General features: G+C 61.9%; 28 protein-coding genes. 7 read left to right on the top strand and 21 right to left on the bottom strand.

Going from position 1 to position 24,956, the window contains the following annotated elements:
• The first annotated feature begins 31 nt into the window (after positions 1-31).
• On the top strand, positions 32-928 hold the full coding sequence (locus EDF74_RS06450; RefSeq protein ID WP_123729288.1) for a BRCT domain-containing protein: 897 nt from the start codon (positions 32-34) through the stop codon (positions 926-928).
• Positions 929-986: 58 nt separating this feature from the next.
• Here EDF74_RS06450 and EDF74_RS06445 read toward each other — a convergent pair whose 3' ends face one another.
• On the bottom strand, positions 987-2,579 hold the full coding sequence (locus EDF74_RS06445) for a PQQ-dependent sugar dehydrogenase (RefSeq protein ID WP_123729287.1): 1,593 nt from the start codon (positions 2,577-2,579) through the stop codon (positions 987-989).
• Between the two features lie 152 nt (positions 2,580-2,731).
• Between EDF74_RS06445 and EDF74_RS06440 the strand changes: the two genes are divergently transcribed.
• Entirely contained in the window at positions 2,732-4,123 is a 1,392-nt protein-coding gene (locus tag EDF74_RS06440) for an aldehyde dehydrogenase family protein (RefSeq protein ID WP_123729286.1), read from the top strand.
• A 185-nt stretch (positions 4,124-4,308) separates the two neighbouring features.
• Here the strand turns inward: EDF74_RS06440 and EDF74_RS06435 are convergent, their stop codons facing one another.
• From EDF74_RS06435 to EDF74_RS06400, 9 genes are all read right to left on the bottom strand, one after another.
• On the bottom strand, positions 4,309-4,929 hold the full coding sequence (locus EDF74_RS06435; RefSeq protein ID WP_123729285.1) for a hypothetical protein: 621 nt from the start codon (positions 4,927-4,929) through the stop codon (positions 4,309-4,311).
• A gap of 15 nt (positions 4,930-4,944) precedes the next feature.
• Complete coding sequence (locus EDF74_RS06430; protein WP_260232228.1) at positions 4,945-7,047, bottom strand: peptidase domain-containing ABC transporter; 2,103 nt, start codon at positions 7,045-7,047, stop codon at positions 4,945-4,947.
• Between the two features lie 42 nt (positions 7,048-7,089).
• Positions 7,090-7,569 (bottom strand): hypothetical protein, encoded by a 480-nt coding sequence (locus EDF74_RS06425; protein ID WP_123729283.1) that lies wholly within the window; start codon positions 7,567-7,569, stop codon positions 7,090-7,092.
• A 24-nt stretch (positions 7,570-7,593) separates the two neighbouring features.
• The gene (locus EDF74_RS06420) at positions 7,594-8,805 is read right to left on the bottom strand and encodes an aKG-HExxH-type peptide beta-hydroxylase (protein ID WP_123729282.1); all 1,212 of its coding nucleotides are present in this window, start codon (positions 8,803-8,805) and stop codon (positions 7,594-7,596) included.
• Between the two features lie 17 nt (positions 8,806-8,822).
• On the bottom strand, positions 8,823-10,046 hold the full coding sequence (locus EDF74_RS06415) for a radical SAM protein (RefSeq protein ID WP_184997087.1): 1,224 nt from the start codon (positions 10,044-10,046) through the stop codon (positions 8,823-8,825).
• A gap of 119 nt (positions 10,047-10,165) precedes the next feature.
• Positions 10,166-10,378 (bottom strand): hypothetical protein, encoded by a 213-nt coding sequence (locus EDF74_RS18095; RefSeq protein ID WP_148045917.1) that lies wholly within the window; start codon positions 10,376-10,378, stop codon positions 10,166-10,168.
• Between the two features lie 161 nt (positions 10,379-10,539).
• Positions 10,540-11,769, bottom strand: coding sequence for an ABC transporter permease (locus tag EDF74_RS06410; protein WP_123729280.1), 1,230 nt, complete (start codon positions 11,767-11,769; stop codon positions 10,540-10,542).
• 8 nt (positions 11,770-11,777) lie between these two features.
• Complete coding sequence (locus tag EDF74_RS06405) at positions 11,778-13,088, bottom strand: ABC transporter permease (RefSeq protein WP_123729733.1); 1,311 nt, start codon at positions 13,086-13,088, stop codon at positions 11,778-11,780.
• Between the two features lie 23 nt (positions 13,089-13,111).
• Entirely contained in the window at positions 13,112-13,825 is a 714-nt protein-coding gene (locus EDF74_RS06400; protein ID WP_123729279.1) for an ABC transporter ATP-binding protein, read from the bottom strand.
• Positions 13,826-14,190: 365 nt separating this feature from the next.
• Between EDF74_RS06400 and EDF74_RS18200 the strand changes: the two genes are divergently transcribed.
• Positions 14,191-14,514: a hypothetical protein gene (locus EDF74_RS18200; RefSeq protein WP_184997085.1), complete on the top strand. Its 324-nt coding sequence runs from the start codon at positions 14,191-14,193 to the stop codon at positions 14,512-14,514.
• A gap of 511 nt (positions 14,515-15,025) precedes the next feature.
• The gene (locus tag EDF74_RS06390; protein WP_123729278.1) at positions 15,026-15,289 is read left to right on the top strand and encodes a DUF3653 domain-containing protein; all 264 of its coding nucleotides are present in this window, start codon (positions 15,026-15,028) and stop codon (positions 15,287-15,289) included.
• 438 nt (positions 15,290-15,727) lie between these two features.
• Here the strand turns inward: EDF74_RS06390 and EDF74_RS06385 are convergent, their stop codons facing one another.
• The 10 genes from EDF74_RS06385 to EDF74_RS18195 all read right to left on the bottom strand — a co-directional run bounded on the left by EDF74_RS06385 (position 15,728) and on the right by EDF74_RS18195 (position 21,622).
• Positions 15,728-16,360 carry a TraX family protein gene (locus tag EDF74_RS06385; RefSeq protein ID WP_123729277.1) on the bottom strand — a complete coding sequence of 211 codons (633 nt, stop codon included), beginning with the start codon at positions 16,358-16,360 and terminating at the stop codon, positions 15,728-15,730.
• Positions 16,360-17,556, bottom strand: coding sequence for a zonular occludens toxin domain-containing protein (locus EDF74_RS06380; RefSeq protein WP_123729276.1), 1,197 nt, complete (start codon positions 17,554-17,556; stop codon positions 16,360-16,362). Before EDF74_RS06380 ends, EDF74_RS06385 begins: the two co-directional genes overlap by 1 nt.
• A gap of 1 nt (position 17,557) precedes the next feature.
• The gene (locus tag EDF74_RS06375) at positions 17,558-17,869 is read right to left on the bottom strand and encodes a DUF2523 family protein (RefSeq protein ID WP_123729275.1); all 312 of its coding nucleotides are present in this window, start codon (positions 17,867-17,869) and stop codon (positions 17,558-17,560) included.
• Positions 17,869-19,347, bottom strand: coding sequence for a hypothetical protein (locus tag EDF74_RS18090; RefSeq protein WP_148045916.1), 1,479 nt, complete (start codon positions 19,345-19,347; stop codon positions 17,869-17,871). The genes EDF74_RS06375 and EDF74_RS18090 overlap by 1 nt, the downstream gene beginning before the upstream one ends.
• 101 nt (positions 19,348-19,448) lie before the next feature.
• Entirely contained in the window at positions 19,449-19,682 is a 234-nt protein-coding gene (locus EDF74_RS06365) for a major capsid protein (RefSeq protein WP_123729273.1), read from the bottom strand.
• A 9-nt stretch (positions 19,683-19,691) separates the two neighbouring features.
• Positions 19,692-19,892, bottom strand: coding sequence for a hypothetical protein (locus EDF74_RS06360; protein WP_123729272.1), 201 nt, complete (start codon positions 19,890-19,892; stop codon positions 19,692-19,694).
• Between the two features lie 3 nt (positions 19,893-19,895).
• Positions 19,896-20,162: a G5P family DNA-binding protein gene (locus EDF74_RS06355; protein WP_237393536.1), complete on the bottom strand. Its 267-nt coding sequence runs from the start codon at positions 20,160-20,162 to the stop codon at positions 19,896-19,898.
• Entirely contained in the window at positions 20,159-21,208 is a 1,050-nt protein-coding gene (locus EDF74_RS06350; RefSeq protein WP_260232193.1) for a replication initiation factor domain-containing protein, read from the bottom strand. The genes EDF74_RS06355 and EDF74_RS06350 overlap by 4 nt, the downstream gene beginning before the upstream one ends.
• Positions 21,201-21,467: a hypothetical protein gene (locus tag EDF74_RS06345; RefSeq protein WP_260232192.1), complete on the bottom strand. Its 267-nt coding sequence runs from the start codon at positions 21,465-21,467 to the stop codon at positions 21,201-21,203. Before EDF74_RS06345 ends, EDF74_RS06350 begins: the two co-directional genes overlap by 8 nt.
• Positions 21,464-21,622, bottom strand: a complete 159-nt coding sequence (locus EDF74_RS18195) for a hypothetical protein (protein ID WP_184997083.1) — start codon at positions 21,620-21,622, stop codon at positions 21,464-21,466. Before EDF74_RS18195 ends, EDF74_RS06345 begins: the two co-directional genes overlap by 4 nt.
• Before the next feature lie 138 nt (positions 21,623-21,760).
• Between EDF74_RS18195 and EDF74_RS18415 the strand changes: the two genes are divergently transcribed.
• The gene (locus EDF74_RS18415) at positions 21,761-22,114 is read left to right on the top strand and encodes a helix-turn-helix domain-containing protein (RefSeq protein ID WP_123729270.1); all 354 of its coding nucleotides are present in this window, start codon (positions 21,761-21,763) and stop codon (positions 22,112-22,114) included.
• A gap of 196 nt (positions 22,115-22,310) precedes the next feature.
• Here the strand turns inward: EDF74_RS18415 and EDF74_RS18280 are convergent, their stop codons facing one another.
• Positions 22,311-22,895 (bottom strand): integrase, encoded by a 585-nt coding sequence (locus EDF74_RS18280; RefSeq protein WP_148045915.1) that lies wholly within the window; start codon positions 22,893-22,895, stop codon positions 22,311-22,313.
• A 28-nt stretch (positions 22,896-22,923) separates the two neighbouring features.
• Between EDF74_RS18280 and EDF74_RS06335 the strand changes: the two genes are divergently transcribed.
• Together EDF74_RS06335 and EDF74_RS06330 are read left to right on the top strand one after the other, a co-directional pair.
• A complete protein-coding gene (locus EDF74_RS06335; protein WP_221180329.1) occupies positions 22,924-23,346 on the top strand; it encodes a hypothetical protein in 423 nt (140 codons plus the stop codon).
• Between the two features lie 294 nt (positions 23,347-23,640).
• The gene (locus EDF74_RS06330; protein ID WP_123729269.1) at positions 23,641-24,675 is read left to right on the top strand and encodes a hypothetical protein; all 1,035 of its coding nucleotides are present in this window, start codon (positions 23,641-23,643) and stop codon (positions 24,673-24,675) included.
• Positions 24,676-24,956: the final 281 nt, after the last annotated feature.

The raw sequence follows: 24,956 nt of genomic DNA, 5'->3' as shown, positions 1-24,956 counted from the left end.
ACTGGACGGCGTTGAACAGGGACGTAACGCAATGCACTCGGATCACCGCAACTATTTCAAGTTCACGTCGAAGGCCCGGCTGGACAAATCCGTCAACGCGCTCCTCGGCATCGTGGAAGGCATCGTGATCGACGGCCAGATCAACGCCCTCGAGCTCGACTACCTCAACCTGTGGCTGGCCGAGCACGACACCGTGCGTGACCAGCACCCCTTCAACGAGCTCGTGCCGGTTGTCACTGCCGCGGTAGCCGACGGCGTCCTGACCGAGGAAGAGCACGCAGACATCGTGTGGCTGTGTGAACGTCTGCGCTCGACTGAATTCTACGACGACGTGACTGCCGACCTGCAGCGGTTGCACGCCATCTTGGGGGGCATCGTTGCGGACACGCATATCTCCGTGGAAGAGCTGCGCGCCCTGTCAGATTGGATGGCAGATCACGAGCACCTGAAAACATGCTGGCCCTTCGACGAGGTGGGCAGCCTGATCACAGGGGTGCTCGCCGACAAGCAGATAGACGCGAAGGAACACGCGATGCTCCAAGCTTTCTTCGCAGAGTTCACGCCCTTGCTTGACGACCGCACAATCACCAGTCCGCGCGTGTTGGAAGGGCGGCAGATCGTTGGCTTATGCGCGGTAGACCCGGAGATCAGTTTCCTGGACAGGGGCTTCTGCTTTACAGGCGCATCGTCGCGCTTCACTCGCGCCGAATTCGAAGGCGCCGTTGAAAAGTTGGGGGGATCAGCCCATTCATCTCCGTCGAAGAAAGTTCACTACCTGGTCATCGGTGCGGAAGGCAATCCTTGCTGGGCATTTGCGTGCTACGGACGCAAGGTCGAGAAGGCCATTAAGCTGCGTAAGGCAGGATCTCGGGTTGTCATCGTCCACGAGCTCGACTTTCACGATGCGTTGGCCGATCACGGCAGCTAGTGGGCATGCGCTCCCGATAGTTCCAGCGCTCGCGACACCGCAAGCGTCGCGGCCGGCGTCACTTGAGCGGCGTGCTCAAGGGGTCCCTTGGCACCATCCGCAGCAGCTTCCCGTCCACCCCGTCGGTGAGCGCGTAGATGGAACCATCTCCAGCGACCTTGACGTCACGAATACGTTCACCGAGTTCACCGAGCAACAGCTCTTGGTGCACTACACGGTCACCGTCGCGAGCAAGGCGGCGGACACTCCGCTCACGCAACGCAGGCACCAGGAAGTCGCCCTGCCACCCCTTGAAAAGGGCGCCCTGATAGACGGCCAAGCCAGAGGGTGCGATCGACGGCGACCAGATCACCTCCGGGTCGTCGAACTCCTGGTGATGCGTAAACGGGCTCACCCGGGCAAACGGGTAGTCAATACCATGACTGACCAAAGGCCAGCCGTAATTGCCACCCGGTCGAAGCCGGTTGAGCTCATCGCCGCCGCGCGGCCCGTGTTCGCTGACATAGATGGCGCCGGTGACGGGGTCACGCACGATCCCTTGCGGATTGCGGTGCCCTGAGGTGTAAACGGCCGCGACGCCGGCACCCGGGGCGAGCGAAATGCGCATCACTTTGCCCAGTGAGTTGCTTTGGTTCTGGGCTTCCTCCCGCCGTGCACTCCCATCGCCCACCGTCATCAGCAGGGTGTGCGAGTCGAGAAAGGCCAGACGCCCGCCGTTGTTGCCGTCGCTAGGTTTTGGCGTGGATTCGAATAGAACCTCCACCTGATCTATCGACCACTCACCGCCGGCGAAGTTGAGCGCACTACGTATCAAACGGACGCCCACGCCGCGCGGATCGCGGTAGCCATGCGTCAGATAGATACGGTGGTCGTTCTCGTAATCGGGGGAGAGAGCGATGTCCATCAGACCGATCACGCGCTCCCGCTGATACCCCTCGGGCAATTTGGAAAGGTTGACGTCCACACGTTCGCCGGCCCGGTCAATCACCTTAAGCTGGCCAGCCATTTCGGTGACGAGCAGTCTTCCGTCCGGCAGTTCCGCCAACGACCAGGGCCATTCGAGGCCGTCGGCGACGATGGTCGCTTGGTATCCCGACGCCGCAGGCGGCCGTGACCGTTCCGGCTTCGGATGCATCAACAGGAACGACGCAAGCGGCAGCAACACCAGGCAGGCAGACAGCAGGTAAGCAAGGCCACGGTGCAGACGTGGCCCGCGCACGGCACGCGCCGTCAGCGTGTGGCTCACAAATCCTCCCACCAGCCCACACAAGCTGAGCACGGCCAAGCCTGCCATCTCCCGGATCGCAGCGATCGCCGGCATCGGGATCACGCTGCGCAGCAGCGCCAGCACGATGGCCAACCCAACCACACTGGCGAGCAGCGCGCAGGGCAGGGCGCTCAACCCCAACCGCCGCAGGCCCGCCTGCAGACCTAGCGCGAGGACGCCGCCGGCCAGCGAAAAACCAACCATCACAGGACCGAACCGGGCCAGATCCTCCACGGTAACGGCAGCCCGGGCCTGCCAGCTGACCTCAAGGCCCAACTGGGTAAGCGCATGCAGATTGATCTGGGTCTGCATCAGGCTGGCCACAGCGGCGGTAGCCAAGGAGGCAGCCAGGGTGATGGAGACCGTTCGCAACCAGGAGCGCATGTAGGGAGTTCGTCAGGGCAAGCCGAAGGCGCACTGTAGCAATGGGGTCCAGTGAACCTCCAGTGATGCGCACCGCCGAAGAATTCACGGCAGAGGAACTGCACGACGGCGACCCTCTACGGACCTGCTTTCGAACCGAAGAGTCTCTTTCCATGCCCAACAAGCAACTCACCACGATCAATCCGCTGACCGAGGAAGTGGTCGCCACCTATTCCTACATGTCTGACGCCGAAGCCGCCGCCGTTGTGAAGGCAAGCCATGAAGCGTTTCTGCAATGGCGTCTGCGCAGCCTGGATGAGCGCGCAACCGTGATCGCTGGCATCGCGAAAGCACTTCGCGAGCGCAAGGAAGAATTTGCACAGCTGATGACCGACGAGGTCGGCAAGCTCATTGAAGACAGCCGCACCGAGATCGAGCTGTGTGCCGGTATCTGTGACTACACCGCCAAGCAGGGGCCGGTCGTGCTGGCCAATGAGGAGCGCGATGTGGAAGGTGCCACAGGCATCGTGACCCACGCGCCCATCGGCGTGGTTTACGGCATTCAGCCGTGGAACTTCCCGGCCTACCAGGCGATCCGCTATTCCATCGCCAGCCTGATGGCAGGCAATGGCGTACTGCTCAAGCATGCCGAGAGCTGCACCGGCAGCGGGCTGCTGCTGCGTGACATCTACGAGAGTGCCGGGCTGCCCAAGGGGCTGTTCGGGGTGCTGTTGATCAGCCACGACCAATCCAATGACATCGTGGAAAATGATCTGGTGCGCGCGGTGACACTGACCGGCAGTGAGGCGGCAGGGCGTACCGTGGCAGCCAAGGCCGGCGCGGCCCTCAAGAAGACCGTGCTTGAGCTGGGCTCCAACGACGCCTATCTGGTGCTGGACGACGCCGACCTGGACCTCGCCGTGGCGACCTGCGTCAAGGGCCGCCTGTTCAACAACGGGCAGACCTGCGTCAACGCCAAGCGCTTCATCGTGACAAAGAAGAACTATGACGCCTTCGTCAGCGGCTATGCAAAGGCGTTCGAAGCGATCCGGATGGGCGACCCGAATGCCGACGACACCCAGCTCGGCCCCATGGTCTCCAAGGCGCAGCGCGACAAGCTGCACGAACAGGTGACCAAGAGCGTCTCGCAAGGGGCCCGTCTTCTGGTGGGCGGCGAAGTGCCGGACCGCACCGGCTGGTTCTACCCGGCCACCGTGCTGGCAGATGTTGCTCCAGGGCAGGTGGCCTACGAAGATGAGCTGTTCGGTCCTGCAGCGGCCATCATCCGCGCCGAGGACGATGAGGATGCCATGCGCATCGCCAACGACAGCCGCTACGGCCTGGGCGGCGGCATCTTCAGCCGCGACGTGCAGCGCGCCCGGGAGCTGGCCAGCAAGTACTTCGACACCGGCATGATCTTCATCAACACCTTCGACGTGGCATCGCCAGCGCTTCCGTTTGGTGGGGTGAAGGCGTCTGGTTATGGGCGTGAGCACGGCCCGGAAGGTCTGAAGGAGTTTGTGAACGTCAAGTCGATCAAGATTGCGGCGGAAACGTCGGGTTGATCTGAGCACCGATGCTTGGCCACCTGGCAAGGCTGTCCGGCGGCGAGAGCATGCCAGCATGAACACCGCCGTCGCCGTGCAGACGCCGGTGAATGAATCGATGGAGCACGCGCAGTAGATTGGCCAATCGCCACAGCAGGCAGCCGTGCTGCTGAGGGACGAGCCTGCCCCTGCCGATGCAGGGGTCAGGCGATGGGTGGATGCCGTTCCAGTGCCTGCACCAGCTGGGCCGTCATCAGCTCGATATCGGCGAAGTAGTCGTCCCAGCCTGCGTTGGGTTGCTTGCTCAGATACAGGTCGATGGTCGGGTAGACCGCCTCGCCGTCATGCACGCGGTTCAGCATCAGGGCCACCTCCACTGCCGGGGAAGCTGGCGCCGCGTTGATGGACCGTCCTACTTCCTCGAACACCGCAATGGCGCGCTCGCCCTCTTCGCGATTGCGTGGAATAACGCCCACATGCCTTTCGTCCGGCAGCCGGCCATCCGGGCGGTAGTCGTGCCCTTCGCAGCTGGTGTAGGTCACCAGGTTGTGGTCCACTGCGATCGCTACCAGGAAATCGCGCACGCCCGGTTCCACCACGGCAAGGAAGTCCGGATGGAACCGTGATGCCAGGCAGCTGCTGGCTGGGTAAGGTGCGCCATCATTGTTCATGTTGCCGAAAACAGAGCGCTTTTGTGAAATCGGTGCGCGCTGGCCGATGTGCTGCATCTGTGCATCGTCCAGTGGCAGGTCCCACAGGCGCATGAACAGCTCGACCTGATCGGACCGGTTGTGCGCGCGGGGTGGGATGCGGCGTAGACCCATGGAACAGCTCCTTGTCTAAGGGATGGCGCAGGTAAGAGGGGACGGCGCTGCAGACTGGGGGCGCAGGCGTACGGTGCCGGCTTCCACGTGATAGACGCGGTTGGCACGGCGAATGGTCTCTGGCCGGTGGGCAATGGATACGCAGGTGATGCCGAGGCCGGCCAGGTTGTCCAGCAACCGGCGCTCCAGCGCTTCGTCCAGGTTGGCGGTGCCCTCGTCCAGGAGCAGGATACGTGGCTCGTGGTACAGCGCACGCGCCAGCAGGATCCGCTGTTTCTGTCCGCCGGAAAGGGTGGAGCCGAGATCGCCGATGCGACTATTGAACTTCATCGGCATCGCTTCGATGTCATCCAGGATCAGCGCAGCGTCCGCACAGTGGCGCGCGCGTGTTTCATCAGGACTGGAGGCGAAGAAGGCGATGTTATCCAGGATGCTGCCGGACAGCAGCATGTCTTCCTGCATCACCACACCGAACAGGCGACGGTACTGCTGCAGGTCATAACCCTGGATATCCTCGCCATTGATGCGAATCTGCCCGGATTCCAACTCCAGCAGGCCCAGCAGCGCCTTGAACAGGGTGGTCTTTCCGCTGCCGGACGGTCCCGTCAGTGCGATGAAGTCGCCCTGCTGGACCTTCAGCGAAACATTCCGCAGCACCGGCTTTTCCTGTGGCGCGAAGCGTGCGCTGATATCAACCAGTTCGATGGTGAAATCCTGCTTCATCCGCTCCGGTACGCCGCGGCTCTCAGCAGGATCCTGTTCTATCGGTGAAACGGCGATTTCCGAAAGGCGGTCCATGTGCAGGCCGACCAGCCGCAGTTCCATCGTTTGTTCCGCCAGCGCCATCGCTTTGGTGGCAAAGTGCGCCTTGTAGACGAATAGCGCGAACAACAGGCCAAGGCTGATGCTGCCCGCCGCGACCTGGGTGGCACCCACGTAGACGCTGGCCGCCATGTCCAGCCCGAGCAGCGTGACCTTGCTGGCGCCTTGCAACGAGGCCATCAGGCCCGCGCGGATGTCGGCGTTTACCAGCCTGCTGTAATGGTTGCTCCATGCGCCGAGCCGCTCGTGTTCCTTGGCGAAGATCTTGATCGGCTGCATGCCGCGCAGGGTTTCGATGACATGTGAGTTCTCTTCCGAGCGAGCCTTCACGGCTTCTTCGGTGAGCTGTCGCATGCGCTTGAACAAGCAAAGGCGGACCGCCAAGTACAGGACGAACGTCCCCAGGGCGATGCCTGCAAGCGCCGGCGACATGGCAAAGATGATGCCCAGCGCCACCAGCGCGATCAGGCCGTCCAACAGCACCCGCGGCAGAGCACCCGTGAGGATCTGGCGGACGGCGTTGGTGGATTGGTAGCGATCCACCAGGTCGCCGATGGATCGTTTCGCGTAGAAGCCGAGCGGCAGACGCATCATCCGCTGGATGAGCATTCCCATGAACTGCGCGTTGAAGCTGGAGCCAAAGTGCAGCAGCACGTAGTCACGGGCCAGCGCAACGGCGCCGTGCAGCAGCGCCACGCCGGCAAAGCCGGCAGTGATCGCAGCGATGAAGCCCATGTCCTGGCGGGCAAGACCGGTGTCGATGACGGTCTTCAGCAGCAGCGGGCTGAGCAGGGCGAACAGTTCAAGGAACAGGGTGATCCACAGGACCTGGCCAGCGTAGCCGAATACGCCGCGGCTGTGCCGCAGCAGAGCGGCCAGGGTGAAGTGCTTATCCACCCGCTGCACCTTGAACGCGGGCCGTGGCGCCAGCTCCACCGCGATACCGGTGAAATGGTGCGACACATCGGCCAGCCGCAGCCGCAGTACGCCGTGCGCTGGGTCATGGATGGTCGCGATATCGCCGCGCGCCGCCACCAGCACGACGAAGTGCTCGAAGTCCCAGTGCAGCAGGGCGGGCAGCTGCAGGCGTGGCAGGTCGCTCATTTCGCAGCGCACTGAGCGTGCGTCGAGCTCCATCTTGTCGGCAAGCTCCACCACATCGCGCAGGGTGGAGCCCTTCAACGAAATGGGGAAGCGCTCGCGTAGTTCCAGCAGCGGGATGTCCATGCCGTGACGTGCGCCGACCATGGCCAGGCAGGCCAAGGCGCACTCGCTGCTTTCGGCCTGGTAGATCATCGGAACGGAGCGCTTGCGCAACTTCATGACGATAGGCCTGGATCAGGGCAGTAGGAAGCGACGCGGCGCGCCGCGCACACTGGTCGGTGGCGTTGCCGCTTGCGCGCCGTGCGGGTTCCAACGCGCGAGGATGCGCAGGCACGATGCCTTCGAGATGGCGTCGAGACGCGGCGGGCATTCCGTCGGTGCGGTGTCTTCGATGTGCGCCGTGCCTTGCAGCGCGGTGCCCTGCATCAGCTGGATGTGGTCTCCGGGACGGAAGTAGCGTTCGTTGCCGGGCGCAAGCAGCAGCTGCAAGGCGTTGCCGCTGACCACCGCCGTGGCTTGCAGGTCTGCATGCGGCGCAATCTGCAGCGTCGCTGCACCCGCGCCTGCCAGCGCAATAGCCACGAGCGGTACAAGCGCCAGCAGTCGCAGCGGCAGGGGCCGGAACAGGGCAATCGAACCCAGGTGCCGGAAGCGCCGGAACTGTTCCGCCTCGGGCCGGAAAAATGGTCGGGTCGGCAACGGGTCAGGGCGCATGGAACGCTCTCCGGAGGGGGGCGCTCATACGCGTTCCAGCACCGCAACGCCGGTGTCGGCGGGCGCGTTCATTCCGACCGGCTCGCGGAATTCCAGTGCTGCCAGCCTTGCGCGCAGCGGGTGGAACAACGCCTGTCCCAGTTCGCTCAGCTCGGCCCCGTCCTGCAGCGGAACGGAGAGCTCGCGCAGGTAGCCGGCAACGGTCTCCCAGCGGATCCGTATCTGCTCCTGCAACCCGCTTGCCGCCATGCGGTCGAAGACCATCATCGCGTTGCCGAAGGCGTGATAGCCCAGCAGGATGCGGTCCAGCGGACGGTTGCAGTGCTTGAGCGGCGAATAGTACGAGCCGGCGCCGGGCACCACAGTCGGACCGAGCCAACTGGCCATGTGGTAGTACTGGTGCGTGCACTCGTGCACCAGCATTTCGGCGGTTTCCAGCGCATTTGCCGGCACCGCCAGGTCGATGCCGCCCATGCGCAGGGCGGACGAATTGCTCGCGATGGTGTTGGCCGCCGGCCGCCGCAGCGGCGTGATTTCCTTGAGCAGGCAGCACACCCATGCCGCATGATCCGGCGCGATGTCCTGCAGCAGATCCAGCGCCGCCTCTATCTGCGGCGCCATGTCCGCGCTGGGCGCCTGCACGCGGAAAGTGTCCTGGATCCATGGGCTTGCGTGCCATCCTTCACCAACCAGGCGGATGGCGGGGCGGCCATCGCGCATGACGAAGCTGTCTGGCGCCTGCTCGTCGTTCCACACCGGTGCGCCATCGCGTTCGGCGATCCTGCACCAGTGGGTACGGGTACCATCGGCCTCGCATACCACGATGCGCTCACCATCGGCCTGCAAGGACAGTCTGCCGCTGAGGGCGCGGCCGCAGAGCAGCAGAGGCTGGTCGACGTCCAGCGCCAGTTCCACGTCATCCAGCAGGCCCAGCGCGACGCCGCTGAGCAGGGCCTGGGCGCGCAGCCAGTCGTCGCTGGCGATGTGCCCGGGCGCTGCACCCGGGGGCTTGATGCCTGCAAAGATGATACTGGCTTCCGGGGTCCAGCAGCCCAGCGATGGGGGCCGACTGCTGACCTTTTCCAGCAACTGGGACAATGGCTCGCGGTGGTGGCCGCCTCCATCGCGGTCGGCCACGCGCTGACAGAAGGCCGCGTAATGCAGGGTGGCCAGTTCAGCGGCAAGCCAGCGATAGTTCCCTTCAAGCGGCGTTGACAGGGTGCGGAATACTTCCATCGACTCTCTCCGGACGCTTAGGCGGTGGCCACGGGATTGAGGAAATCGCGGGCTGCATGGCGGGGAGCCGTAGCCAGGATCCCGGCCATCGTCTCCAACGCCCCTTCGCGCTGGGATACGATGCTGGCCATCGCGGTGTGGATGGAATCCAGGGTTTCGCAGAACACCGAGGCCTGGTCAAAGTGCGTGCCCGGCGCGTAGCGATTGAACAGGTCACCGGAGCGGCACGTGCGATACCAGTCACAGCTCGCGCACTTGGTGGGCGGCGTGTCGATGCTCTTGACCAGCGTTTGCCAGATGGGGCTGCCGAAGAACTGGGCCAGCGTGGTGTTGCGCACGGTGACGTCGGTGAGGCAGAACGCTTTGTCCAAGGCCATGATGTTGTCATCGGGCCCGAGGAATCCCTCGGCTGACACGGTAACGATGCCATGTCGGTTGGCGCGTTGGTAATCCAGGCCTTCAGCGTATTCTTCGGACATCAGCGCCAGCACGATCTCGGTGAGCAGATAGATGCGCACCGGATTGCTGCCACGGGTCTGCAGCCAGTAGTCGATGACTTCGTTGAAGTACCGGATCCATTTGTCCTGCGACTGCAGGTAGGTGCTGTTGTGGCCTTCGCGCGGCAACAGCAGGTTGAGGCTATGCACATCCAGCTCTTCGACGAAGTGGCGGATCACATCGCCGCCGTGCAGGTCCGGGTTGGCCACGCACAACACGCCGGTGGCCGGGATGCGGCGTTCCTTTGCGGCTTGCTGCAGCAGCTTCAGGCCGCGCACGCTGTTGTCATAGCTGCCGCGACCGCGCCGGTCCGGGCGCTGGCGATCATGCACGTCCTTGGGGCCGTCGATGCTCACGCCCACCATTACGTTGTGCTTGGCAAACAAGTCGATCCATTCGGCATCCACCAGCGTGCCATTGGTCTGCATGCCGATGTGCAGCTGGGTGTAGTCAGCCAGCTCTTCGCGGAAGATGGTGCACATGCGGTCGAAACGCTTTTTCGGCAACAGCGTCGGTTCGCCGCCGTGCAGGCCGAGGAAGATGTTCTTGATGCCCATCTCCTGCGCGCCTTGGCGAAGGAAACGGGCCGTGTCGATCACGGTCTGCTCCGGAATCAATGCACGGCTGAGCTCGGAGATGTTGTTCTCCTGCTCGAAGTAATAGCAGTAGGGACAGGCCAGGTTGCAGCGCTCGGCCAGCTTGAGTACCACGTCGAGGCGGTTGCCCCTGAAGAGTTCGGTCATCGGCGCACTTCCTGTGACTGCGCAATGGAACAGGCCATCCATACTGGCCTGTCATGGGCGCGCTGCGGTTGAGAGGGTACCGGCGAAAAGCGCCGGTACCCAAGCGTCAGGCCAGCCAATCAGGACTCTGGCCGGATCTCCACTTCACCACCACCAGCAGAGGCGTGGCCGGACTTGTGTCCGGACGTGTGGCCCGAGCCATGTGCTGCGCTTACCAGGTCCAGGTGCGCATCAACCAGATCAGTCATGTCGCTGGCACCAACCAAGGGAGTTGCAGAGCCTTCGATCCTCGACTTCAGGCGATCGGCCAACCCTTTGAGCTTGCTATCCATGAAACCTCCGTTGTCTTGACGTTGATTGGAACTTCTAATTCCCTCTGCTTCCTTTGTGGCCGGCAACGAGCCCGCCGGCCTCCTGCAGGGACAAGGCGAGATGCCTTCTCCGTGCGCGTTGTCGCCGCGAACCGTATGCACGGAACGGACGGAATGGTTGATCAGGCACTGCGCGTGGCCGTGGCCGGTTCCACGCGGCTCGCCTTCAGGGCGGGCTGGAGGATGGCCAACTGCCCAAGGGGAACCAGCACGGCCAGGCCAAGCAGCAGGTAGGCTGCGGGCAGGCGAGGCACCTCGTAGAACTGCATGAGCAACAGGTTCAGGGCCACCGCAAGCAGTGCGCCCAACAGTGATCCGCCCAGGGTCAGCAGGAGGTTCTCGGTCTGGAAATAGCGCAGGATCTGCACCCGCGTGGCGCCCAGTGCGCGGCGGATACCGATGGCGCGCGTGCGCTGCTGCACCCAGAAGCTGGCCAGGCCGACGATGCCGGCGACAGTGATGACCAGCAGAGACACGCAGATCAGCGCGAGCAGCCACGCCATCGCCTTGTCGTTGCGATAATAGCGGTCGCGCAGCGATTCAATGGACCCATTGTTGAGGCCGAAGATTCGTGGTGGACCGCTCTCGCGCAGTGCGGCGGTCGCCTGTTCCAGCACGTTGTCGCGCTGTCCGGGCTGCGTACGTACCAGGAAGTTGGCGCCGGAGGTGTAGGGCACACTGACCGGGAAGATCATCGAGTACTCCATGCTGCTGGGGTCATCGGTCTCGCTTGGCCGCGTAAGCCGCTCCACCACGCCCACTACCTGGGTGGGCTGGCTGCCCCAGCTGTAGAACTGCCTGCCGACCGCGTTGCCCTGCGGGAACAGGCGGTCTGCCGTCGCCTGGGTGATGATGGCGGTGGGAATGTTGATCTCGCCCGGCGCGGTACCGGGCTGCCAGTCGATGTAGTCCTGCGCACTGAAATCACGCCCGGCGACAAGACTGAGTCCCAGCGTGGGCAGCGCCTCCGGACTGGCCAGGTACACCGATGCATCCAGCGTAGGGGCGTCCTGGTCCTGCCGCAGGTTGACGCCACTGTTGGACGAGGAATCGCCGTAAGGTATCTGGCTGACCACCGTTGCAGACTGCACGCCGGGGATGGCGCGCAGCGCGGCCAGATCGGTACGTGTCTGTGCGAGCGCGTCCTGATCGCCGCGCTTGGCGGCACTGAGCTGCAGGCGCAGGAGGCTGTCTTCGGCCAATCCGGACGGTCGCTGCACGCGTTCGATGCGCTCGGCGATGAGGAAGCCGGCGTTGCAGATCACCGCGCAGGTGAATGCGATCTCGAGCACGACCAGGCTGGCGATGATCTTGTGGCGCCGCAGCGCGGCGAGAACCAGAGAGATATCCATGAGCGGCCTTAGAGACTCTTCAGTTGGCTGGCGGGAGCCACCAGGCAGGCTCGCCAGGCAGGGAACGCCGCCGCCGCCAAGCTGGCAACCAGGGCAAGCAAGAATGTGCCGAACAGCGTGCCCGCCTCCATCCCGGCAAGCGCGGCGTAACCCACCGCCTGCTGGCGAACCAGCCACAGGCCGCACCACGCCAGTAGCAGGCCGAAGGCGCCGCCCGCGATGCCGATCAGGCCGGCTTCGACCAGGCATTGCTGGAACACAGCGCTGCGCGGTGCGCCAAGCGCCCGCCGCAGGCCGATTTCCGGCGCGCGTCGCAGGAACTTCGCCAGCAGCAGGCCCGTCGTGTTGAGCAGGCAGATGAACAGGAATCCGAACGCCAGCCAGGTCTGCAGGCGGACGTCACTGGGCACTACGCGCTTGTAATCCAGCCATTGTGGAATATTGTCCAGACGCACATTGACGGGACGCTGGTAGCGGCCGTTCTGTCGCTGCTGGCTGGAATGGTTTTCCAGGTAAGCCCGGAAGTCCGCTGCGTCCTGTGCGCTCGCCAGCTCCACCCAGTACTGCACCCACGCACACGAAGAATTCAGCCCAAGCTGACCTTCTTCCTTGTCCACCTCGCCCCAGCAATCGAGGTTTCCCGCAAAGCCCATGCGCAGCGCCCGCGATGTGGAGAAGGGAAGGAACAACTGGTCCGCCTCGGCGAAGCCACCTTCACGGTTGAGGTCGTAGAAGGTCGGCTGCGGGTGCCACGGTGCAGCGACACCGATGACGCGGAACTGCTCGCCATTGATGCGGAGCAGTTTGCCCACGCTGTTGCCGCCGTTGAACACGCGCTGGTTCAGATCGGCGCCAATGACCACCACGCGTGCACGCGCCTCGTCGTCGGCTGCCGACCAGGGTTGGCCGTGCTGCAAAGGCACGCCGAACATCGGGAAGAAGTCGGACGAGGTGTAGCGGATGCGCTGGCGGAACGGCATGTCGTCGCCCTGGTCAAGCTCGATGACGCTAAAGCCGGCGTACATCATGGCCTGGCGGACGCCGCGCTTTTCTCGCAATAGCCGCTCTGCGTCGAGCCGGGTCAGCAGATCATGTGGCTCGCCGCCGGGGGCATAGCCAGACATGTCCTGTGCATCCAGTCGTGGATGGAAAACGCGCTCGCTGCGGTCCGGAAGTGGATCATTGGTGAGCACCATGAACACGGTGAGCGTGGTCATGGCCGCACCGATGCCCACGCCGATGGCAACCACCATCAGGCTGGTCAGCAGCAGGTTGCGTCGCAGGCTGGCAAGAGCCATGCGCAGGTAGTAGCCAAACAGAAGCGTGTGGGTCATGGGGGACCTCATGCCAGCGCCGACGCGTTGAGTGTCAGGGTATCGCTGACTACGGCGTCGATCTCGGAAGCAATACCGTCCAGCATCCTTATCTGCCGATGCGCCCGGGCCGCCAAGGCCGTGTCATGGGTGATCAGCACCACGGTAGTGCCGGCCTGGTTGACCCCCTCCAGCATCGCCATGATCTCTTCTGCCATATGCGTATCCAGATTGCCGGTGGGCTCATCGGCAAGCAGCACGCGCGGCGAACCTGCGAGTGCGCGCGCGATGGCAACGCGCTGTTGCTGGCCACCGGATAGCTGCGTTGGAAAGTGCCGTGCGCGCGAAGCGAGACCGACACGCTCCAGCGCGGATTCAATCCTCGTGCGGCGCTCGGTTCCACCCATGCCGCGATAACGCAACGGTATGTCGCAGTTGTCGAAAATAGTGAGATCCCGCACAAGGTTGAACCCTTGGAAGACGAACCCAATCTTCTCGTTACGCAGGCGCGATCGCTCGAAATCGGACAACGTGTGGGACAGCGCGCCGTCGATCAGGTACTCGCCGGCGCTGGGCGCCTCCAGCAGGCCAAGTAGATTGAGCAGCGTCGACTTCCCGGAACCGGAAGGACCGGTGACGCTGACGAACTCACCCGGCTTCACATGAAGATCGAGGGAACGTAGCGCCGTCGTTTCCACACTTCCGGTCCGATAGATCTTGCTGACGTTGCGAAGAGCGAGCATACGAGAAAAATCCCCAACAATTGGCGTTCACGACTTTAGAAACGGCAAGGGACAGCAACCCCGCGATCAATAAAATCGCGTAGGGAGCGCAAAAAAGTGGGGGAAGAAGCGGCGGCCTGCAGCGAGGCAAGCGGGTAATGCGTTCATCCTTGAACTCATTTACGTTTCCGATCCATCGGCTGTGAGTGCCTATGATTAATACAACATGAAGTCAGTACTTTGCAACGCTCATTCGAGATGTGTGTCACAAAGTTTGTAATGCGTGTGATTGCCGTGGGCTAGATGCCCCGTTCGTCAACACTGTAGCGTTACAACACGCTGTTCCCGTCCAGCGGAAAACCTGGTGACGTGGATGACGCACGCGTTTGCTCCATGTAGAGGCGCCGGACCGCGGCTTCGATCTCGTTTTCGTTACGCAGTGGCCGAGCAAGATTCATCATCAGGCTCAGCGCCTGTATTCTCGCTATCGCAGCGCGGCGCTGCACACGGCCAGCCATGAGTTCAAGGTGCCTAGGCGCGTTCTTCAGGGCCTGTCCGTTTACATAACGGTGATCATCTTCTTGTGGTTGGGCTGGCTCTACCTTTCCAAGCCGCGCGCCGCCAAAGACATGAAAGTGGAGCAGGGGGCCGGTGCTTCGCTGGCGGCAAGTGCCCTGGCGCCCTTGGGAGCGGCCCTCCACTCGGGATAGATTTATGGCATCTGGAACCACCGACAAGGACACGACCTGCACGTGCCTGACAGAGCAGGGCACAAAGGCCAAAGTTAGGTTGCCAGTCTGTGTCGCAATCGCTCGCGATGGCTCGGCCTACAACCCCTGCAGCCAGGACAGTCCGATGAAGACATTCCCAATCGAACTTGGCGCAATCGGCGGCGCAAGGTGCCGGGCGACAAGCGGAGTCAAGCATGGGAGCCGTTCCACACGCCCTAATTACTGTTGGGCAGAGGCCTATGATCACTTTCCCCGGATGCCCCTGGTGCAACGGTGAAATGAGCAACTTATCCGCGGCAGACACGTGTTGGGTTCCCAAGACGGGGGGAAAGACTTGATCCACAACCAGAACAGCTTAAGACTGCCAAACTGCATTTCGCATAATGTATATTATGTTAAACGTCGGCCGGTACTACGCAGGCCTGATCCGCCTCCTGCTGGCATCGCTCTTGCCTCTCCGTGGTTCCAAGGACAAAGCGAGCATTGATGCATGTGCCAGTACCTGACCGGCCCCTTCGCGGGCTGGAGCGTCAGAGGCAACTATCTAGTCAGCCCTGACGGTGACCGCATGACCCCCGAACGCATTGCCGGGCTTGCGTGGCGCGATCAGATGGAACTCAGGGTCGCCGGGTTCGCCTCCCGGCGCAAGGCCGAGGCCGGGCAGCGAAAAGCCGGTCAGCGCCAGATGGTAAAGGTCGTGGTAGTAGACCTGGGCGACTTCCGGGACCGCCACTTCGGACGGTCAGCGGGTTGACGGCGTATCCGTAGGGGCGCAGCCCCTACACCCCCAGCTAGAATGAGCGCAGGACGCGATCTAGGGGGATTCATGGAACGAGAACGACCGGAGTACCTGCAGCCCATCGAGCGACGCGGGTGGGAATTCCCATGGCTGGCCGTGATCGCAGTGGCCTTGATCGCCCTGATGGCTGGAGGCGTACACATGCTCACAAAGACAAATGCAGCATGGAATGAGCGATTTACGGCCGCCCATCCAACGGTTGCTGAGCCAGCCAGCCAAGAGAAACCCATGCTTGATGCCGGGCGGAAGGCAAAGCTTGCTGAGATCCGCAGAAAACGCGCACAGGCTGAGACGGAAGCCAAATCTGCGGGTCGAGACAAGGGTGCTAGGAAACAGCAGCTACGTTGCATAGACGGCACACTGTTCCGGCGGATCCCGGGAGGCTGGGAGAACCTACCCGGCGAATCCTGCTAACGCTGCAAACAACGCAAGATGGCCCACGTAGTAGCCGTAGAACGCCCAGCGGGTGCGCGGAACGCTTACCAATGCGTACCCGAGGCACATGACCGGCAGCGCCAGCAGTGCCCATACGTTGTCATTGTTGAGGCACAGCAGGCATATGGCGAGCAGCTGCACGCAGACTCCGGCCGGAAAGCCCTTCAATCTGCACGACGCGTATCCAGCGACCACCACTGCAATACCCCACCACTGGTAGTCAACGAACAACGGCAGTGGCCCTGCAAGCGCAGCGACGAGCCACCAGCGCCCTGCCCTGATGGACCACACCACAGACGCGGCGAGGGCGAACGACGCAAGCACGTTCAGAGGGAGCCAGTACCCGAATGCCAGGGCGTGAGCCGGTTGCGCGATCACCGCCCACATGGCGAGGCGGCGAACAGACTTGGCTATGTCGGCGCCCGGCTCGGCGAGGTTGTAGGCCATCACCAGCGCGAACACCGGGAACGCGATCCGCCCGAGCTCGCTGACGACCGGTACATAGCCACCGTAGAACACCTTGGCAACGTGATCGCCGGTCATCAGTAGCACCGCGATCCACTTCAGCAACTCGCGTCCACCACTGGTCATCACATGTCCCTCGTGGTGGTTGGAACCTTGGTCTGCGTCTCATATGGCTGAGACTCGGGGAAGGTGCCAAGCGAACGGGTCTGGCGTTGAATGACAGAGCCATTCATGCCGCCCAAGGTGCCCTGCCCCTGCACAGCCATCTGCGGTTGCTGCTGCTGCATTGCCTGATCGCTGCGCTGCCGGTACGGGTTGTAGACCGGCCCGTGACGCGCGAGCGTGCGGCATTCGGGCTGGCTTATGTCGTATGCGGTGCCCTGTTCCGTGACGCACGTGCAGGAGCCTTCAGAGCGATTGCCGAGGCCATCGAGGCCGGGGCCGGATGACATGCACACGAGCAGCGGATCGCTGACCGCCGGACGTTCGTCGAACACCGGCGCAGTCCAGGGCATCGTGGCGATGCGCGGAAGATGATCCGTGGCGTACTCACTCGCCGACTGCCAGCGCGGTTCGCTTTTCTGTGATGCGCCGAAACCCTGCGGGGACCCGCCAGCATCCGCTGTTGCGGATTGCTGGCCGGCCCCCGCACCGATGGGCGATTTTCCGTCTTCATCGAGGCGCGTCCATGCAGCCCACGCGAGGTAGATAGCCACGACGACAATGACGGGAAGCGCCATGAGTTTGAGGGGCAGCTTGGCCTTGATGGTGTGCACTTCGGCCGACTTGTAGCTGCCGAAGCTGGCGGACGGCAGAAGTCGCGTAGTGCGCTGGGCCAGTTCGCGTTTGCCGGACGATTTAATGTCCTCTTGCAACTCGCCCCAGCGGAAAACGTCGATGAATTTCGTGCCGAACCGACGCACAACGTGCGAGTGCGATCCGATCAGGCCGCGCACGAACGGGTAAAGCTGATTGGGCTGCTGAAGAGTCCAAACGAAGTCCAACCCGCGATGGCGATGCTCTGCTAGATCGAGTACGTGTTTGGGTGTGGCCTGCTTGGTTGCATCGTGCAAGTGGCCGAACCACTTCCACGCCTCATCGACAAAAATCAGCGAGCCATCAGGCACGATGTGGTTGCCCTCAGCATCTTTGGCATTCCAGTCGCGTGCGTCATCGAGCGCTGTGGCGAGTCCAGGCTGCAACCCGTCGATACCGGCAGCAAACAATGGGCGTGTGCCGTCCTTCGATTCCTTCAACAAGCGCTCCATCATGAGAGCCGTTTTGCCGTTGCCGGGCTGGCCGGTAAAGATCTCGATAGGCACCTTAAGTCCTCCGCACCAGCACAGCGCGTGCGGCATTGACGCCGAACTTGGTCACCACTGCTGAGGCGATCATGGTGCAGGCCTGATCGAACTTCATCATGCCGGCGTAGGCAATGAGAACGGAGCCCCACTGGCCGCCCGGCGCGCCGCCGCCGATGTTGGACTGCATGTTGTCGATCCACGGCTGGACGGCAAATTCATGCGTTGCCCAGGCGATGCCAAGCCACGCCATTGCGGTAACGATCCACGTGCCGATCTGAGAGCGAAAGATAGCTGCAAGGCCGGACAGCAGCGAGGCGATGAAAAGTGGCATCAGGAATCCTTAGTGGCAACAATCCGAAGGGAGCCGAGCGCCGCAAGGCCCATCACGAAAAATGAGCCGAGGGAGAGCCAGTTGCAGATGGGCGTGGCGTCGATCTGGATGCTGGTGCCCATGAAGCTGACAGCGGGAATGGCGGGACAGGAACCGCTCCAGCCGTAACCGGCCGTGTTGGGTTTCGTGGGCTGGCCGGTGCCGGTAACCCATGCATCGGACCCGGGCAAGGTGCCGGGATTGACGCTACCGCCGGTACCGGTAAGTGCGTTGCGAATCGCAGCCAGGTCACCGTTATCGCCAGAGCCACCAGAGGCCTTTTCAAGTGCGCACGCAGTGCGCCACTGCATCAGGAGCGATGTGTACTCCATGGCATCACACTTATCGCCGGTGCAAATGGGCTGCGCATTGCACTGGCCGCCTGCGATGTTGCGGTTCCTGCGCGTGTTGCAATCGATACGCCACTGGATACGCGCTTGGCCGCAAAGGATCGCGGATCCGCTGCACGATGGCGGGGTTTTGCAGTCGTCGCCACCGGAGAAAGAATCAGGCTCTTTCTCACCCGGCTCGCCGCTTTCTTCATCGGGTTGGCCGTCGCCGTCAGAGTCCTTCTTGCAGGTTCCGTCCTTGCCGCGCGCCTCGCCCTGAGCGCACTGACCCTCACCGGGCAAGCACTTGCCGTCAGGCGATTTGATGTTGCCTGCGGGGCACTCGCTCTCTTTTGTTTTGCAGGTGCCGTCCTGCTGAAGAACCTTGCCATCGGGGCACGGTTCCGGCTCACATTTGCCGAGTGAGTTGGCCTTGCTGTTGCCGGGGCACTTGCCCTCGGGCGGTTCGCAGACCTTAAGTAGGGCGTTCCAGTAGAAGCCCTCGCCATAGTGCTCGCACGTGCCCTTTTCGTCTTCCTTGCAAGTGCCGCCGACGGAGTTAAACGTCATGCTGCCATCGGAATTGCTGTACCACACACCGTCGCAGCCATTCTGGCAACCCATGCTGCCGTTGCGCGCCTTGCCGCCCGAAGACCACGGGCCGACGCCGGTATAGGCATCACGCTTGTCGCAGGTCTTGGCTATGGGGTATGCAGATGTAGCGGACGTGAGGCCCCTGCACGCAACTGTTGCCCCTGCACCGTAGCCCTTGTAGCTGCATCGAAAAGTGCGAAGTGATGATCCCTGAGTTCCGGGAGTGCAGGCGTCAACGATGTTGCCTGGACCGCCAACGTTTGAGCCTGCGGGGTTGGCGGCAAGCCATGCACGACTGTCAGACAGAGCGAGGGCGCACTCAGCGTATGCCATGCCCTGATCACAATTGAGGTATCCACCATTGGGATAGGCGCACTGCTGTGCAGCCTGTGCGCGGTCGATGCCAGCGCCGCCGCCGGTATAGACACCGGCGAGAATAAAGAGTGTGAGCATGACGCGCAGTGCGGCGCGCATCAGCTGAAGTCCACGAAGATGATTGCGCAGGCGACCAGCCATGCGCCGAGCCAGATCCAGCCTTCCATAACACGTCCCCTGCCCCGTTGTGGCGCGTCCCAAGAGACCGGCGGGAGGGAGTCGGCCCTGCCCGCCGGTGGTTATTACAGGGCGCGGCGCACCCACTTGTAGACGGAGATGCCGACGTACACGAGGATCACGGCAGCGCCGATACTCGCGACCGCCGTCTTGGCGGCTTCGATGGCGCTGACCGCACCGGCGACATCCACGCCACCGCCGCCGCCCGAGGCCATGGCCGGGAGTGCGAGCATCGCGGTGGAGCCAGTGGCGACCAGGGCGGCAGTCTTGCCCTTCAGGGAATTGATGAACTTCTTCATGTGTTGCTCCTAGTGATGGATGGACTTGCGAATGAGCCGGAACGCGTAAGCCACAGCCCACAGGAGCGCGATCTTTGCCCCTATCAACTGCGCATCCTCAACCGGCAGCTCCGGCAGTAGTGACGGCTGAGGAATCCAGACCACCGCCGTGCAGGTGCCCGTCGTGGCGTCGAAGTTCGCTTCTAAGCACGCGGGCATCAGCACGGCCATGGGTTATGCCTTTGTGGGGATGGACGGAGCAGACTTCGCGCCCAGGGGAACGAGGTCGACGTAACGCTTAAGCGTCAGGTCGCCGTACTGGCCGAGCGCGAAGGACTTGGGGTCGATGTCGTACTCACCCACCGGGTAGGCCGGACGCTGGCCGAGGCCGACGCGGAACGGCAGTTCATACCCGTTACCCAAGTCGAGGCCAGCCATCTGCGAGCGCATGATGGTTTGGGTTTTTTGGTTGTGCTGCTCTTCGACGGCAGCAGACTTCACGCGGCAGATTGGCATAGTTCTTCTCTCACGAATTTGTGTAGGGCGTCACCCTTGGCAATACCGCGAAATCTTCCGGGGTGACCGTCTCGGAGGATGCGGGCCTCGCATACGTCAGACCACGAATGGCCGAACGCACCGCGCAGAACATTGAGTGCCGGGCCGACCTGACGCTCCATCCAGAGCACCATCGCCTCGGCAGATACTTCGACTTGCTTGCGAATCGTTTTGAGGCGGGTACACACGCCTTCGATGAGTTCGCTCATGACGCTGTATGCCCCGCGCAGATACGCGCCGGGATCAAGCAATGTGTCCAGGGGGACTTCAACATGCTTACCGTACAAGCGGACCTCAGCACGCACCCATGGCGACGATGGAAGGCCAAGCTGCTTGCCCTTCTCGTACACGCACAGCTCTTTGTGGCCTTTTCCGCCGACATAGAGGGTTGAGCCGGTGCCGTGGCCCTCATCGGACATGAAGCGATGCCTAGGCGGGCAACCGCCCTCGCAGAAGTCCCCGGCAGCGGCGCGCTCTCGCAGCGCATGCACGTCCAACCGGGTGCCTTCGTAGTCGTCGTGGGCGCAGTCCACCCGACTGATGCGCGCGCGAAGCATCGTGGCCTGCTTGTGGACGTGAGCCCAGTTTTTCACCCATTTGCAGCCTGCGCCGGTCAGGCTGACGCAGATGGTTTCCTTGTTGCCGCTGACGCCGATGCGACCAACAAGCTCGCCGTCGCGGTCGATGAGAAATGCTGACAGCGCATAGAAGTTCCAGTTCTTCTCCCGGAGAGCGCCTGCAACGACTTCGCCACGAAAACCGAACAGCTTGTACAACAGAAGCTCGATGTTGCTGCAGCGAAAGTCATCAACAACCGATTGGGGCATCACAAGGGTCAGATAGTCGATGATCGCGGTTTGCTGACCCTTTTGGCCCGTGTTACTCCCCGGGCCAACCTCCGCCCTTCCCTGCCCCTTTTCACCGGTCGATACCGGGGAAAAGCCCTCGCTCGACGGCATGCAGGCGAGCATCAAGCGTGCGGAATCAGCCACGGTTAGCCTCCGCAAGTTCAGCGTAGCGAGCAGCGCCCAGCAGATCGCCGGCCTTGCTGGCCTCCACCTCAAGATGACGCAGGCGGCTGGGCGTTGGCAGGAATTCTGCACGTGCCTGGGCCACGAATGCTGCGTCACGGATTGCGCGGGAAGCGGACCGCTCGCGGGCGTCGATCAGCCAGTTGCCGATGCGCACAACGCCAAAGGCGATGAACATGGAAGCGGCGATCAGGGTGACGATGCAGGCAACGGCGCTCACCGCGGAACTCGCCGGATCTGATAGATATTGACGGGTAGGCCCGCACGCTCTTCGCGCAACTGGCGGACCTCGCGGACAACCTCGGCATCCCGTCGATCGATAAACGTGCCTACGACGACGCGGCGCATGCGCACGCAGTGGAAGAGTTCGAACATGGTCCTGCCCCCTCCCCTAGCCCCTAGAACCCCGCCAGCGGCCTAGGGGAGCCGGCTGGCGGGTGCACTACATGGTCCATGTAGTGCGGGGGTGATTAAATACCCCTTGTACTGCCAATACAAGGGGCTAATAGTCCAATGGACATAAATGTTTTGCTTGACAAGGCTAAAGAAGAGTGCGGGGTCCAGATGGAAAAGGACCTTGCGAAGCGCCTTGGCGTGAGCCCTCAGGCGGTGTCGAACTACCGAAAAGGCCGAGCGCTACCGGACCCGGTGGTGGCGGCGACCCTCGCTGGACTGACGGGCGTTCCGCTGGCGCGGGTACTAGGAATCGTCGGTGAGGCGCGAGCAATAAGCCGCGAAGAGAAGGCCGTTTGGAGGAAGCTGGCTGCAAGCGCCATGCTACTGGCCATCAGCATCGGAATCAGCGCAACACCTACTGCCGCAACGGCTTCGACGGGTTCGGCTAAGGCCGGAATGTATATTATGTAAAACTACTGCGGCCGGAGTGAGGTACCACTGTCGGTGTTCCTAATTTATGTCCTTTTGTTCCTAGATCGCGCCCCCTATTGAATTCAAAGGCTTTTTTCTACCCAAAACGCCAGCCGGGACATCAATTAGGAGCAAATCATCGTCAATAGTGATCCTAATTGATGTCCCGAGATGGGCTCTGGCCGAGCCAGTGTTCCTAATTCGTGTCCTTCGGTGAGCTCTTCTTAGCTCTCTGCTTGGAGCTTGTCTTCCGTGGGCGAGCGGTCACCTGGCTTCTCCTAAGCGCAGCCTCTAGATCCGCCGGCAAGTTCTGGAGCTTGGCCAGCTGCTCTTCTAGAGCTGCACATCGGCCCCGCTGATTGTCCGCCGTTTGTACTGCCGCCGCAGTGGCTGTGCGTGCCTTTTCGAGGTTACCTCGCATCTCTGCTTCAATCGACGCATGTCTTTTCAGTGCGCTGGCTAGCTGCGCCTGCAACACCTTGCTCTCTTGTCTAGCGCGATCAAGATCACCCAATGCGCGGTTTTCGACAGATCTGACGTGCTCAGCCAGGCTCTCGCGCTCAGATCTCGCTGATTTTTCAGTCTCTTGGAGCCTGTCGTAGAGCGCCTGGCGTGAGGCCTCCACTTGCTCAAGCCGCTGAATAGCGGTGGTTCGTTGCTCGGCCAGTTCCGCAGCCTGCAGCTGAAGCTGATCGACCAATCGCTGCAATTCGGTGGCCCGGGCGCAGGCGAGGCGTTCCGCAGCAATTGCCGCCTCTGACCTCGCAAGGACAGCACTCATCTCACCTGCAAGCGCCTTGGAGATGTTCGTGTCGATTGAGCGGGCCGAGCTTGCCAGCCGCTACGTCAATGGCGACTGGTCAGAGATTGGAAGGATCATGCCGCTGGTGGATCGGTACGTGCGTACGCCGGGTTGGGCAGTTCCAGTCATGGATTCGTACCTTACGCTTTGCGAACGATCGCGAGCGCATTACCCCTCCGCTGCGTTCGCGGATCAGGTGCTGGCGATCCTTACACTTGGCCCCGAGGCGCTGCCAGGCTGGCGCGGCACATTGTTCTACGCACGAATCGCCGGCCTCATTCAGTACTTGTCCCATCGGGACGCACCAATGAGCGCCCCTTTGGCGCAGGCCTTCCTTCGGACACTCGACCACCTGATCGACATGGGCGACCGTCGCAGTGCCGCACTGCAACTGGGAGAGGGGTTTCGCGACATTCGTCTGAACACTTGAAGAACGCGAGGCCGTGAGTCGCTCCGGTTAATAGCCTGCGCATAAGGCGGCCACTCGTGGGGCTAAAGCCGTCGTTCGCATGCCAGAAATTGGTCTCGCCTACCCCCGGTAAATCTCCCTAATCCCCTACCCTTGTCGATGCCCGCTTCCGGCGACGAGCGGTCATGGAGTGCTTGGGCAAGTGTCCTCTGTAGGCTGCAGATTGCCGGCGCGTAAATTGGACGGTCCAGTATCCTGTTTGCGGCAAAGAAGTTGTCGCGTCACGATATGGAATTACTAGAACAGGAAGTTTCGATGAATCGCTCCAAAGCAAGACTTGACTACTTCAGTGGCTTCCCGGTGCTGCTGAATCTTGATGCCCCCGAGATGCTCAAGAAGGCGAAACTTGACGGTCGCACCTGTGATGTTTACCTGGACCGTCGTGGTCGCAAGATTGAGGTATCTGGCCTCACCCGTGACTACCACCTATACGTCTTAGGCTCAAGAACGGCGAGCCACTTCTCACACGAGCCAGTTGAGTGGTCAACGGACACGCTTCTGGCTAAGGGCAAGCTCGTCTTTCGAACCGCGCCAAAAGAGACTCTGGTGCCTTTTACGCTCGTGCTGGATGGATCTTCCCCGTACAAGATTCCTTCGAATATTCGGCCGCATGACATTATCTCTATTGAGGCGGTCCCTCCGATGCCCGAAGCCATGCTCCTAGGGCTGAAATTTGTTCACTCGGACGGCTCATTTTTCACCTACTTCCTAACCCCAGACCTACTTCATTTCATTCGCTTTGACACACCAACAGAACTGACCGATTTCAAGGTGGAGTACGTCGGTATCGCATGTGGGAAGAACGGAAGTAGCAACGTGTTCAAGCGTGCCACTGCCCACGAGAAGGTGGTCGAAATTTCAGGGGCTTTCCAGCGCATTTACGGAAATCGTGACCTGTTCATTTTTGCGTATAACCCAGCTTTCGCCCTCATCACTGAAATGCATGGAGGCGTCGTCTTGACGACAGATGCTGTCCTCAAGAGCATCATTTCTGGAGGGGAGAACAGTCTATTTGAGGCTATCGAGGCGTCGCTAATTGCGGCGTTTCAACCTTACTACAACACAGAATTTAAGAGCTTCCCTGCGAATCGACCGAACTGGTTGCGGGGTGGATTCGGTGATCTTGACGGTATTGTTCTCGGTGTCGACAAGATCAGTGTCACGCTAGCAACGGATAGTTCCTTTAATGTCGAAGGCTCTTGGTCCTTTGGTCGCTTCCGTTCCGATGCGCGTTCGCCGCACCGTCTGCATCACATTGAAATCTCAGTCAGCAAGTCAACCGATGCGTAAACGGGTTCAGCCACAATTTGAATTCATGTCGCAGTGCAGGCTATCCGTCCTGTGACCGTCAAGTTTTGACCTTGCAGGCTCGCATTTCGATGGATCGTGCGACTGCGGTAGGCAATCGCACAGGCATCTGCGCGTGGAACCTCAATGCCCCCCCCCGCTGCGAAACGAGCGCTGGCCCGAGGAATTTGATGGCGGAAACGGGGTGCCCATCCTTACCCTCGATAAACATCCCTAATCCTAATGTTGGATAGCAGTTCCCCCACCCTACCCGTTGGGCCAGG

Origin of the sequence: Stenotrophomonas rhizophila, from assembly GCF_003751305.1 — a bacterium.
Lineage (GTDB): Bacteria > Pseudomonadota > Gammaproteobacteria > Xanthomonadales > Xanthomonadaceae > Stenotrophomonas > Stenotrophomonas rhizophila_B.
This window is presented reverse-complemented; position numbering and strand designations above follow the sequence as displayed.

What these genes read in the sequence shown, in the direction of transcription:
- EDF74_RS06450 (WP_123729288.1), top strand. Translation starts at nt 32, where the DNA reads ATGCACTCGGATCACCGCAACTATTTCAAGTTCACGTCGAAGGCCCGG.
- EDF74_RS06445 (WP_123729287.1), bottom strand. Translation starts at nt 2,579, where the DNA reads ATGCGCTCCTGGTTGCGAACGGTCTCCATCACCCTGGCTGCCTCCTTG.
- EDF74_RS06440 (WP_123729286.1), top strand. Translation starts at nt 2,732, where the DNA reads ATGCCCAACAAGCAACTCACCACGATCAATCCGCTGACCGAGGAAGTG.
- EDF74_RS06435 (WP_123729285.1), bottom strand. Translation starts at nt 4,929, where the DNA reads ATGGGTCTACGCCGCATCCCACCCCGCGCGCACAACCGGTCCGATCAG.
- EDF74_RS06430 (WP_260232228.1), bottom strand. Translation starts at nt 7,047, where the DNA reads ATGATCTACCAGGCCGAAAGCAGCGAGTGCGCCTTGGCCTGCCTGGCC.
- EDF74_RS06425 (WP_123729283.1), bottom strand. Translation starts at nt 7,569, where the DNA reads ATGCGCCCTGACCCGTTGCCGACCCGACCATTTTTCCGGCCCGAGGCG.
- EDF74_RS06420 (WP_123729282.1), bottom strand. Translation starts at nt 8,805, where the DNA reads ATGGAAGTATTCCGCACCCTGTCAACGCCGCTTGAAGGGAACTATCGC.
- EDF74_RS06415 (WP_184997087.1), bottom strand. Translation starts at nt 10,046, where the DNA reads ATGACCGAACTCTTCAGGGGCAACCGCCTCGACGTGGTACTCAAGCTG.
- EDF74_RS18095 (WP_148045917.1), bottom strand. Translation starts at nt 10,378, where the DNA reads ATGGATAGCAAGCTCAAAGGGTTGGCCGATCGCCTGAAGTCGAGGATC.
- EDF74_RS06410 (WP_123729280.1), bottom strand. Translation starts at nt 11,769, where the DNA reads ATGGATATCTCTCTGGTTCTCGCCGCGCTGCGGCGCCACAAGATCATC.
- EDF74_RS06400 (WP_123729279.1), bottom strand. Translation starts at nt 13,825, where the DNA reads ATGCTCGCTCTTCGCAACGTCAGCAAGATCTATCGGACCGGAAGTGTG.
- EDF74_RS06390 (WP_123729278.1), top strand. Translation starts at nt 15,026, where the DNA reads ATGTGCCAGTACCTGACCGGCCCCTTCGCGGGCTGGAGCGTCAGAGGC.
- EDF74_RS06385 (WP_123729277.1), bottom strand. Translation starts at nt 16,360, where the DNA reads ATGACCAGTGGTGGACGCGAGTTGCTGAAGTGGATCGCGGTGCTACTG.
- EDF74_RS06375 (WP_123729275.1), bottom strand. Translation starts at nt 17,869, where the DNA reads ATGCCACTTTTCATCGCCTCGCTGCTGTCCGGCCTTGCAGCTATCTTT.
- EDF74_RS18090 (WP_148045916.1), bottom strand. Translation starts at nt 19,347, where the DNA reads ATGGCTGGTCGCCTGCGCAATCATCTTCGTGGACTTCAGCTGATGCGC.
- EDF74_RS06365 (WP_123729273.1), bottom strand. Translation starts at nt 19,682, where the DNA reads ATGAAGAAGTTCATCAATTCCCTGAAGGGCAAGACTGCCGCCCTGGTC.
- EDF74_RS06360 (WP_123729272.1), bottom strand. Translation starts at nt 19,892, where the DNA reads ATGGCCGTGCTGATGCCCGCGTGCTTAGAAGCGAACTTCGACGCCACG.
- EDF74_RS18195 (WP_184997083.1), bottom strand. Translation starts at nt 21,622, where the DNA reads ATGTTCGAACTCTTCCACTGCGTGCGCATGCGCCGCGTCGTCGTAGGC.
- EDF74_RS18415 (WP_123729270.1), top strand. Translation starts at nt 21,761, where the DNA reads ATGGACATAAATGTTTTGCTTGACAAGGCTAAAGAAGAGTGCGGGGTC.
- EDF74_RS18280 (WP_148045915.1), bottom strand. Translation starts at nt 22,895, where the DNA reads ATGAGTGCTGTCCTTGCGAGGTCAGAGGCGGCAATTGCTGCGGAACGC.
- EDF74_RS06330 (WP_123729269.1), top strand. Translation starts at nt 23,641, where the DNA reads ATGAATCGCTCCAAAGCAAGACTTGACTACTTCAGTGGCTTCCCGGTG.